This is a genomic window from Pedobacter sp. AC163 (genome assembly GCF_979258665.1).
Genome location: NZ_OZ409872.1, coordinates 4161949 through 4173145, shown reverse-complemented (window position 1 = coordinate 4173145; position 11197 = coordinate 4161949). Strand labels below are relative to the sequence as shown.

Sequence of the window (11197 nt, the reverse complement as noted above, 5' to 3'; positions counted from 1 at the left end):
TTATTGCGCTGTAAACTCAAAAGCAAGCGCTGCCGTACGATCAACTTTAGGAATAGAAACGCAGGTTTCTCCATCAACACCTTTCCATTTTACTTTGTTACCTGTGGAAAGCAAAATGATTTCAGTGCCTTTTTTGGGTGCGTTTCCTTTCCATTTCACCATATCTGGTATTGTTTGCTCTGCTAAGCAATGAATTGCAAATCTCTTTTTGGAATCTTTACTTTGAGTAAACCAGGTTTGTCTGTCGTGATAATCTTTTGTGATGCGGGTACCATAAATTGCTTTTCCATTTTTAGAAGTCCACTTTCCAATTTCATTAAGCTGTTTGGTTACCTCATCAGGGAGCGTTCCATCTGGCTTGGGCCCAACACCAAGTAATAAACTGCCACCTTTTGCGACAATTTCTACCAGTTTATGAACTACTTCTGTGGAAGATTTATATTGATCGTTAGGTACAAAGCCCCAGGCACCGCCTAAAGTCATGCAACTTTCCCAGGGATAATCCAATTGTTTTTCCGGAATCCGTTGTTCAGGCGTTTGGTAGTTTTCGTAAGGACCATGAACAGTTCTATCAACCATTAACAACCCTGGCTGTGCTTTCCTTGCCATTGCAGCAATTTTCGGCATATCAATATCCTGGCTCCATTTAGGGATATTTGCACCCCACGACAGCACCTCTTCATTCACGGTTTCCAAAGGACGAACCCAGCCCCCATCAAGCCAAAGAATATCTACACTGCCGTAGTTATTCATTAATTCTCCGATTTGTTTGTAGGTAAAATCCTTGAATTTATTCCAACGCCATGGATATTTTTTGATATCGTAATTATTGTTTCGATCTGCCGTAGCATACTTTTGCCACCAATAATATTGCGAATGCCAATCAGGTTTAGAAAAGTAGGCACCGATCATGAAGCCATCTTTTCTAAAAGCATCAAAAACATATTTTGCAACATCTGCCTTTGGGTTATTGGCAAAAGGTCCTTTGGCAATGCTGAAATCGCTTTGCTTGGTATCAAACATGGCAAAACCATCATGGTGTTTGGTAGTAAAAACGAGATATTTCATTCCTGCAGCTTTTCCCGCAGCCGACCATTGCTCGGGGTTGAATTTGGTTGGATTGAACTGCTTGCTAAAATCCCAATACCATTTTTTATAGTCTTCGTAAGCAATGGTAGAATCTCTTTCGATCCAATCTTCAGAGCAGATAGACCAAGATTCGATAATTCCTGGAACAGCATACAAACCCCAATGGATGATCATGCCAAACTTTTTATCCTGCCACTGCTCTAGTTTCTCTTTAACCAAAGGATCTTTTGGCCACTCGTAAGTGGAAGATTGTTTTACGATATCATTGCGTTCCTGAGCGGAGGAAAAAGCAATTGAAAGTGAAAATAGATAAAAGGAAAATATTAATCTTTTCATATCAATGTCGTGAGTTTTTTTTATCGTTGATCTGTAGTCTATTAATCAAATTGACTGTTTTCGATTATTAGGCCGGCAGCTGCTAGTAATTCTGCCTCATCAGTTAGCGTAGATATCTTGATTTTGGTTTGGCCTGCAATTCTTGGTATACAGAATTCATTTATCGCTTGTTGGATAGGGGGCAGCAACATTTCTCCGGCCTTTGCTCCTCTTCCACTTAACACGATGCATTCTGGGTTAAGAATATGAATTAATGTTGATAACCCCTTTCCTAACTGAAATCCGGCTTTAGATAAAATAGAAACTGCTAAGGGATCTTGAGCGATTACAGCATCCAAAAAATGATCTCTTTGATGTTTAGTTTTATCTTTAAACAACTCTTTCATACTAGATTCGGCGCCATTTGCTAAAGCCTGTTCAGCTTTTTCTGCCATCACGAGCAATGAAGTATCAACCTCTAAACACCCCCTTTTTCCGCAAGAACATAAATTGTTACTATCTGATAGGGGAATATGGCTAAACTCACCAGCATAGCCCGTACTTCCTCTGTAAAGTTGGCCGTTGATAATCATACCAAGCCCCGTTCCCCAGCCAATATTTACAACCATTACTTCTTTTAAATCCATTGCCTCACCGAAATTGAGTTCGGCCAAAGCGATTAAACTTGAATCATTATCAATAAAAACCGGAAGTTTCACTGCTGAAGAAATAAATTCGCGTAATGTTAACCCATTATTAATTGGAAGATAGGACAGGTTTATACCTAGTTCTGCATTCACAAAACCTGGCATTCCAATCCCTATACCTAAAATATCTTTTCTTTTTATTTTTGATCTATCAATACTCTCATTAATAAAGTTTACCAGTGTAGAAACATCGCTTTTGTCATCAGACAAGTCGAAATCCAGATATTGCATGGGTACGATTAACTTTCTAGACATATCATAAACGGTAAGTCTGGTAATAAGTTGATCCATGGCAATGGCCACAATAAATTTATTATGATTTGGGTTAAGCAGGTACATGGAAGGGCGTCGACCGCCAGTAGAAGGTGCTAATCCTTGTTCTATAATATAACCTTCAGCCATCAAATTGTTGACAACAGAGGTAACCAATGGTAAACTCTTTTTGGTGAGCTTACTTAAATCGGTTAATGACAGCGCTATTTTATAATAGAGATGCTTGATAATATCAGCTTTTAAACGCTGACCTTTCTCGATGATAACAGACATCTGAACTAAATTTTAATGATAATAATAAGTCTAAGCAAGCTCGGTTATTTTAATAAGAGCTTCTCATCGCCCTCTTTGTATGGAAGAAACAGCATTAACATCGTCATCATCTCATCACTTGATTTCATATCATTAGCTGAAAAAACCATTTTAGGAGGATTATTAGGGTTGTTAGGGTTATTTTTCGAGTTATCGTAAGTAGCCTCCATTGTTAAAATGGACCCCTTCGGAATTTTTATCAGTTGCTTGAAACGATAAATTTCTTGCCATCTAAAATCCCATGATGGAATAGAAACTAAATTAATCGTTTTTCCATCTGGTGTTACTGCATAAGCTTTAAAATCTTTTCCCAACAGATGCATATGTGGCCAAATATATAATAAGGACTGATCTTTCGGTGTAACTATCTTTAAGTTAAATTTCTTCACAGAATCAGCAGGAATCATGAAGTAAGGATCAATTGAATTTTCTCCAACTCCAGCAGAACCCAAACTGACTACATCTATTTTCCTCTCTATTGGTGTCTTTTTAAAGAAAAAATTAACCCCTGAAATGCTTTCTTCCTCCTTTGCTGATGGACCATAATGAATGGTAAGTAGAATTACGCCTCTTTTTGGCATTACCCAACCTAAATTAGCCGGATAGGATTCGAATGATGTTCCCGGAATCCAACCCCCATAGTAGGTCATTTCCTTTTTAAAGGGCATATATTGATCATAAGCAGATCGGTCGCCATCTGTTAAATTTACATAGTCGGCCGCACTATTGATATCTACACCATCCGCTACCGGATGTATGGCGAAATTTGCATGATGAATAAGTTTCTTATTTGAGGAGAAAAATTCAATCGCCTCTACATTTTTTTCTTCGCCGAGCTCAAATGGTATCTTGAAAACGATGAAACGTTCTTCCCTATCTGATTTGACGATGAAGGGCTTCATTGTTTTTAAAACCAGTTCTGGCGTACGGCTGTATTGTGTTCCTTCTATATAATCCTGTTGCAATTTACCTTTAGCCTTAACTGTACCCTGAGGCATTTTATCGTCAACCCAGGCACTAATCATTTTCTTTTCAGCTTCACTTAACGACCGATCATTCTCAAAACTTCGGTAATGATTATCTGGCTTCCAGGGCGGCATAAAACCAGATTGGGTCACTTTTTTTATAAAGCTTCCTCTTTTTGAAACATCTTCATAGGTTAATAATGCAAAAGGTGCCGCTTCTCCTGGCCGGTGGCAGGGTGTGCATTTATTTTTAATTATTGGTGCAATATGCTCATAGTAGGTTAATTTCTGACTAAAACCCCATTTAACCACCAGTAAGGTAATAAGTAATAACAAAATTTTCTTCATTTTATTTGTCGTTAATTAAGCAGCCAACTGGCTTAGTAATTTTAACAGGGTAGTTGGGTGTAGTCAGGTTTGCAAGGGCGTCATTTAAGTAATGCGACGTGATAACTTTGCGTTTAACTCCAAGGCTCTCGGCCCAGTTATCAATTAATCCACGATATTTCAGTGCGCCTTGTTGATCGATTAAGATAACTTCTGGAGTAGTGGTGGCATTCAATGCTGAAGTTAATAATTTCAAATCGTCTACTAACAAAGGGAAACCTACCTTATATTCATCCTTGAACGCAGATATTTCCTTCAGTTTATAAGCATTTCCGGGAATTAAGCCCAGTATTTCCACGTTTGGATATTTTAATTTTAATGCGTTAAGTTCCGCTACATAATTTTGACATAGCGGACATTCTGGAGACAGGAAAACAAAAGCCGTAGCCTTACCAGCCATGATATGATCTGTTTTTCCATTTAATGCCTTTAACGGAATTTTTTGCAGCTTTTGAACGGAAATTTTGCTTTGGGCCTTCGCTCCGTAAATGCTTAAATTAACTAGCAATAAATAGGTGAAAATTCTAAACATCCTCTTAATATAAAAAACTCCCGGCTTTCACCAGGAGTTTTTGAAAAAAATTTATTTCTTATCCCACCAAACTCTTCCGGTAATATCACTTGGTCCCTGACCAAAATCAGGATCTGCCTGCATTGCTTTGTAGGCATCTGTAATATTCTGATAGTTTAGATTTGTAATTGACGGGATGCTTAATGCAGCTCTTCTTGGAATAGATTGCTCGGTACCCGAGGCTATAATCCTTTCAAGCGCAACAACAGTTGTGGTATTTGGCATACCTGTTCTTTTAAAAATTGCCCAGGCCTCGTTAGGCTGTTTAAAAAAGTTAAGGTAAGCCTGACTAATAATTTGATCCAGACCTTTGGCTGCATCATACTTAACTGGCGTTTTAGCCAGATAGTTGCTAATTTCCGTCGCTGTTACGGCTTGATAATTAGCAGCACCTGTGCGATCAATAATTTTAGCTTTGTTTGCAAGATCATCATATAACCTGATAGATGCTTCTACACCTTTATTATACCAGCTTTCAGCGCTTTCTGATGTTACGCCTCTTGCTGCTAACTCAGCACGCATAAAACAAACATCAGGATAAGTAATCAAAGGAAATGCGTTCATCCCTGTACCTCCATTTTCACCAGCGGCAAAAAGGCGTGGTTGAATCAGTGATAAGGTATCCATCACCTGAGGCACACTTTGTCCACTTGCATTCCTTACCGTGATAGTGATGTTATTAAGGAATTTAGCAAAGTCTGGCGCAGCAGAAGCATCCGGACTTGTAGCAACACCATAATATCTTCTCGGATCGAAGGTTGAAGAAGCTGGAACTTTACCTTGTGCTTTAGCCAGATCGAAATTGGTTTGACTAAATAAATTCTCCTGATAGAAAAACCTGATTCGAGGATCGGAATTGGTATACATGAAATCAACAATTGGCCTAGGAGCACGCAGGTTCCCAGCCGACCAGTCTCCACCATCTGCGTAGTTGGCATTGGCTCTAAAAATCCAACTTTCATTCGCATTATCGATCAAACCACCTGGGGCGGCTAAAATATCCAATACTTTAGTTCTCATTTTAGCAGCATCTCTCTTCATTAAACGCATCGCTATTCTCAATCTTGTTGAGTTCGCAACTTTTATCCATTTGGCCACGTCACCCTGAAAAAACAGGTCGTTTTTACCAAAAGAAGTTTGTGCAACAGGTTGCGTTGCACTTAAAGTTGTTACTGCGCTTTTTAATTGAGCGTCAAGAATATCAAATAATTCAGGCTGAGTGTTATATTTTGGTGTTTCAGTACCGCCATATCTCACCATAAATGCATCTGTGTATGGAATGCTGCCACTAATATCAGAAACATAAAAGGCATAATAAGCCTTAACTATTTTTGCAATTTCGACTTCATGTACTCTTTTTGCCTGTTCTTCTGCAGACATTTTTCTAATCAGCTGTTCTACATCTGTAAGGTTACCACCTACTGCAGGATAGAAAATGCCATAACGAACGTTTCTTAAACTGCCAGATTCTGAAATAAATGTTACACTATTTCCAGCAAGTGGTGTTAACATTTGCATCCAAGGCATAATGCCTCTGAAGTTATCATAATAAGCTTCGAAACGGTCTCCTTGAATACTTGCAACAGCATTCATAAATTGTTGTTCCGGAGTAATTACATCGATCAGCTGAGGATTGGTGTTAAGTTCAACAAACTTCTCCTTTTTACAGCCTGTAAAGGTCAGCCCAATTAAAGCTGTACAGGTTAAACCTATTTTATATATCGTTTTCATTTCAATTTCTTTTTTAAATTACTATAAAGAACCTTTTAATGAGAATGCAAATGTACGTACGTAAGGCATACCTCCGTATTCTGCAAAAGCTCCTGCAGTATTATTGAACAAACCTTCAGGATTAAGATGATCTGGTAAACTGTTGTATAGGTAAGTTAAATTCCTTGCGATTACACTTACGTTAATTCGGTTGAAACTAAGTTTTTCTGTGAATTTTTTAGGTAAAGTATATCCTACCGAAACCTCTCTTAGTGCAACCCAGCTATTTTCGAATGTAGAATATTCTCTAATACCTGTAGACCATTGTGTTAAACGTGCATAATGAACACGGGCGCTTACTGGCTGAATTAGCCCTCTGTTAACAGCTTCCTGGAAAGTTAAACCAGAAACATTAACATTACTGATTGTTGTACCTGCTGCAAAAACACCTTCAGGGATGATACCATCATTTGCAATGATATTTCCTTGTGCATCTTTTCTAGGTAAACCACCTAAATCAGCAGAACGGCCAAATAACGTGCTTTCAAATGCACCGAAATTTGTGCCATATTGATGTGTTCCAGAAGCTATTAAACCACCTACTTTAGCATCAATTTGGAAATTAACGTTAAAGTTTTTATACCTGATATTATTGATTAAGCTTCCGTTATACTTTTCCATCATACTACCCAAATTTTTGTTGCCCTGGCCTAAATCACCACTTCTCCAATAACTTCCATTTGCTTTTAAAAGCTTTTGACCGCTGTTAGGATCAGTAGCATAACCATAACCAGTATAAATACTTCCATATTCTTGCCCTGCAACAGCAACTGAACTCATGTCAGCTCCAAATGCATAGCCCAAAGTGTAAGTATCCACGCCTGGAGCTAATTCAATAATTTTATTGCGATTGCGAGCAAAGTTCAAGGTGGTATTCCATTCAAGATTGTTCGACTTGATTGGTGTACCAGTCAATAGTATTTCGATACCCTTGTTCTGAATGTTTCCTGCATTAAATAGTTTTTGACGAACTCCAGACTCAGACGGCAATGCCAATGACAAAATCTGATTAGTTGTATTCTTTTTATAGAATGAGAAATCTATTCCAAATCGATCATTAAAGAAACGTAATTCTGCTCCCAATTCAATTTCCTTAGTTAACTCATTTTTCAATTGTGAGTTTCCTAAAGTATATTCAGGATATCCATATCTAGGCATTTGAACGCCATTTTCATCAATATAAGTGCTTAAAAACGAATATTTCCCTTTACTCGTTGTGTACGGAGCCGTTCCCAATCCGGTGTGACCATAATTGGCTCTTAATTTACCGTATGAAAGAAATGCAAAATCATCGTTATTTTTCAAAGATTCAGAAAAAACGTAAGATAAACCTACTGAAGGATATAGATAACTATAATCGCCACTACCATCAGGATAAGTTAAAGTTGAAGACCAATCGTTTCTTACACTATAGTTTAACGTAAGCATATTTTTATAAGAGAAATCTCCGTAAGCATATACTGCATCGGTACGTTGGCTTCCATCTATCGAAAAGTCAGTAACTGCTGTATTTACAGAGTTTCCGATAAAGAACTTACCCGGATCTTTCAATCCTCCGTCAGTTCTAGTACGGGTGTAGTTATTACCAAAATCTTTAGTGGTTTCGGCACCAACACTTAAGCTTAGGCTGAAATTATCTGTAATTTGCTTGTTTCCATTTAATAAAAACTGGAACCTTGTACTTCTTTGATCTGATTGGCTTTTAGCATATTCGCCTCCGGTAAAGCCAACACCTGTACCAATATTTTTTGTTTCCTGTGAAGTATTGATCTGGTTTAACGTACCACGTAAAACTGCGTTTAACCATGGTCTGATATTGGCTGTAATATCAAGGTTACCTCTAAAATTGTTTTCACGTTGTCTAACATTGGTATTATAGATCGACCACCAAAGCGGGGCTAAACCATATGGGTCATCGCTACCTGTTAAGATACCGCCATTTGTTGGACTAATATATTTGTCTTTCCAATAGTTGGTATCATAGCTTCTTGGATTCGCGTAAACCAAGGCAAATAAAGGATTATTATTATTTGACTGGTTAACCGGATTAAAACTATTACTAGTGGTATAATTTACACCGGCGTTAATTTCGAATAGTTTAGCAAATTTATGCGAACCTCTAAAATCGAAAGCGTCCCGCTCAAATTTATTATTTGGCAAAATACCTGTGCTGAAAAGTTTAGTATATGAAAGACGGAAAGTTCCGTTTTCGTTAGCACCCTGGAATGCAAGATTTGAATTGCTGTAGTTTCCTAATTTATAGGCATCAAGTAGATTATTTGGCTTTGCATCCCATGTAATTATCCTACCATCAATGTCCTTAACCTGACTTCCGTCGAATCTTGGACCAAAGCTCCAAAAATAGTTAGCGGCATCAACCTGTGGAATACCATCGGTACCTTTCGTAAATGTTGGATTAATACCTGCACCGAAGTCATTCTGTAAATCCATAGTCCGGTAAGCCTCCTCGATTGTTTGAGTATGCGAAAATGAAATTCCTAAACCCTGGCCAGCTTTACCTTTTTTAGAGGTGATCAAAAGCACTCCATTCTGGGCTCTCGAACCATATAAAGAACTTGCAGCAGCACCTTTCAATATGGTTATGCTTTCATAATCATCAGCATTTAAGTTTTTCATGATGTTACCAAAATCCTGGGCACCATTACCATATGAGTCAGCTCCTGAAACACCTGGCTGAATCAAAACTCCATCAATCACAACTAAAGGTTGAGTATTCGGACTTAATGAAGAGTTCCCCCTGATTCTGATTCTTGATGATGACTGCGGACCGCCTGTTCCCTGGTTGATCACAACACCAGCTACTTTACCCTGCAAAGCATTTACAATGTTTGGTTCATTGGCACGAACCAAATCATCGCCTTTTACATCTTGAATAGAATAACTCAACTTTCTGGTTTGTTGCTTCACTCCAAAACCTGTTGTTACTACTACTTCATCGAGGGCTTTAGAATCTTCTTTCAGAGAGATGTCTATTGATGAACGATTTTCAACTGGTATTTCAGTTCTTAAATATCCAATTGCTGAGAAAACAATAGATTCTCCAGGATTTAGAGAAAGACTATATTTTCCGTTTGCATCAGTTTGGGTTGCCCGCTTCGTTCCTTTTACAGAAACGCTAACCCCAGGCACGGGGTTTCCGGTTACATCTTTAACGGTACCAGTAACCGTTTTTTGAGCATACGCACCTATAAACAATAATGTTAATAAGAATGCAGTAAATAGCCCTTTGTAGATTTTTTTCATTACAAATGAATTTAGTTAATAAATAGTTTGGTTGTCGGTTTTGTGAAGATTGTTTCTGTTCTGTAATAATAATAGTTTGATTAGGTTTAAAATATTCTTGCCACTAATAGTTAATCTGTATTGTGCTAACGTACTCGATGTAATCGTAAATTTGAAGCACTCTATCGCTGTAGTTATCAGGCGATAAAAGTGAAAGCTTGGTTGTTTGTAACAAACTTAATAAATAAATTTAAAACTTATCACAAACTTATTAATTTTTTTTAAAAGTTTGTTGCAAAACAAAAAAAGGCCTAGATCTCTCTAAGCCTTTTTTTGTTTTGATTTTCCGGGAAAAACTAGTCAATTCCTCTAAATAACCTGCTCCATCTTATTTTACTAAAGAAAGATGCGTCACTATCCCAACTCATCCAAATAAATAATGCTTTACCTACAATATGATCTTCGGGAACGAAACCCCAGTAACGTGAATCTGCTGAATTATGGCGATTATCTCCCATCATCCAGTAATAATTCATTTTAAAAGTATAAGTGGTTGCCACTTTATCATTGATGTACCAAACGCCATCCTTTTTCTCTACTTTATTTCCTTCATAAGTTCTGATGGCTCTGTAGTAAAGTGGCATTGTCACACTATCTATTTTCACAGTCCAACCTTTGGCGGGCACTTTAATTGGCCCGAAGTTATCCCGGTTCCAAACCCGATTTGGATCGTGAGGGAAAACTCCACCCTGCTCGGGACCGGCAGCATCAGGACTTAGCGTTACCGAACTGATAAAATCAAAAGCTTTTAATTTATCAGCTATTTCTGGTGAAGCATTTACGATATAGGTATTTTCAGCAATTGCAGGACTATTACCCAAATCCAATTTAAATTCATCAAGCGCAGCGTAATTAAAATCCATGGTTTTAAACACGATTTTATAAGGCATCATGCCCGTATTTTTCAATGGCTCTTGCTTTCCGTTTACAACAGCAACGCCGTTAGCCATCGAAATTACATCACCAGAAATGGCGATGCAACGCTTAATAAAGTTTTCTCGTTTATCAACAGGCCGATCAACAATCGTAAAGTTGTTCCGAACTTGCTCTCTACCCATGTTACGAACCATATTGTAGTAACTATCTGACTGATTTTCTACGGCAACGGTATCACCTTCCGGAAAATTGAAAACCACTACGTCATTTCTTTTTATTTCGGATAAGCCAGGCAAACGGTGATATTTCCATTGAACGCCATCCCAATAGGCCTTTGTTGATGTTGTTAACGGCATCGTGTGGTGTGCAAACGGGAAAGCAACCGGTGTCATCGGGATGCGGGCTCCATAATTAACTTTACTCACAAAAAGAAAGTCGCCAATTAATAAAGAACGCTCCATTGATCCAGATGGAATAGTGTAAGCCTCAATAAAGAAAACACGAATAATGGTTGCTGCCACTACAGCAAAAACAATGGCATCGACCCATTCTCTTGTTTTTGTTTTTTTCTTTTTAGTGGCATCTGTTTTTCGTTGCCAGAATTTATAATTCATATTAGTTTATGCTAT

Annotated in this window: 7 protein-coding genes; all 7 read right to left on the bottom strand. The window is 37.9% G+C overall.

Annotated elements, in window-relative coordinates; genetic code table 11:
• The 7 genes from ACZZZK_RS17960 to lepB all read right to left on the bottom strand — a co-directional run bounded on the left by ACZZZK_RS17960 (position 1) and on the right by lepB (position 11182).
• Positions 1–1425 (bottom strand): alpha-L-fucosidase, encoded by a 1425-nt coding sequence (locus ACZZZK_RS17960; RefSeq protein ID WP_463485317.1) that lies wholly within the window; start codon positions 1423–1425, stop codon positions 1–3.
• 41 nt (positions 1426–1466) lie between these two features.
• Positions 1467–2657, bottom strand: coding sequence for an ROK family protein (locus ACZZZK_RS17955; RefSeq protein ID WP_463485316.1), 1191 nt, complete (start codon positions 2655–2657; stop codon positions 1467–1469).
• 44 nt (positions 2658–2701) lie between these two features.
• Entirely contained in the window at positions 2702–4009 is a 1308-nt protein-coding gene (locus ACZZZK_RS17950) for a monooxygenase (protein WP_463485315.1), read from the bottom strand.
• Position 4010: 1 nt separating this feature from the next.
• Entirely contained in the window at positions 4011–4580 is a 570-nt protein-coding gene (locus ACZZZK_RS17945; RefSeq protein WP_463485314.1) for a redoxin domain-containing protein, read from the bottom strand.
• A 51-nt stretch (positions 4581–4631) separates the two neighbouring features.
• On the bottom strand, positions 4632–6350 hold the full coding sequence (locus ACZZZK_RS17940; RefSeq protein ID WP_463485313.1) for a SusD/RagB family nutrient-binding outer membrane lipoprotein: 1719 nt from the start codon (positions 6348–6350) through the stop codon (positions 4632–4634).
• Between the two features lie 21 nt (positions 6351–6371).
• A complete protein-coding gene (locus tag ACZZZK_RS17935; RefSeq protein WP_463485312.1) occupies positions 6372–9653 on the bottom strand; it encodes a SusC/RagA family TonB-linked outer membrane protein in 3282 nt (1093 codons plus the stop codon).
• A 335-nt stretch (positions 9654–9988) separates the two neighbouring features.
• Positions 9989–11182, bottom strand: coding sequence for a signal peptidase I (gene lepB, locus ACZZZK_RS17930; RefSeq protein ID WP_463485311.1), 1194 nt, complete (start codon positions 11180–11182; stop codon positions 9989–9991).
• Positions 11183–11197 lie beyond the last annotated feature (15 nt).

Coding starts and splice junctions, on each gene's coding strand:
- ACZZZK_RS17960 (WP_463485317.1), bottom strand. CDS start 1,425: ATGAAAAGATTAATATTTTCCTTTTATCTATTTTCACTTTCAATTGCT.
- ACZZZK_RS17955 (WP_463485316.1), bottom strand. CDS start 2,657: ATGTCTGTTATCATCGAGAAAGGTCAGCGTTTAAAAGCTGATATTATC.
- ACZZZK_RS17950 (WP_463485315.1), bottom strand. CDS start 4,009: ATGAAGAAAATTTTGTTATTACTTATTACCTTACTGGTGGTTAAATGG.
- ACZZZK_RS17945 (WP_463485314.1), bottom strand. CDS start 4,580: ATGTTTAGAATTTTCACCTATTTATTGCTAGTTAATTTAAGCATTTAC.
- ACZZZK_RS17940 (WP_463485313.1), bottom strand. CDS start 6,350: ATGAAAACGATATATAAAATAGGTTTAACCTGTACAGCTTTAATTGGG.
- ACZZZK_RS17935 (WP_463485312.1), bottom strand. CDS start 9,653: ATGAAAAAAATCTACAAAGGGCTATTTACTGCATTCTTATTAACATTA.
- lepB (WP_463485311.1), bottom strand. CDS start 11,182: ATGAATTATAAATTCTGGCAACGAAAAACAGATGCCACTAAAAAGAAA.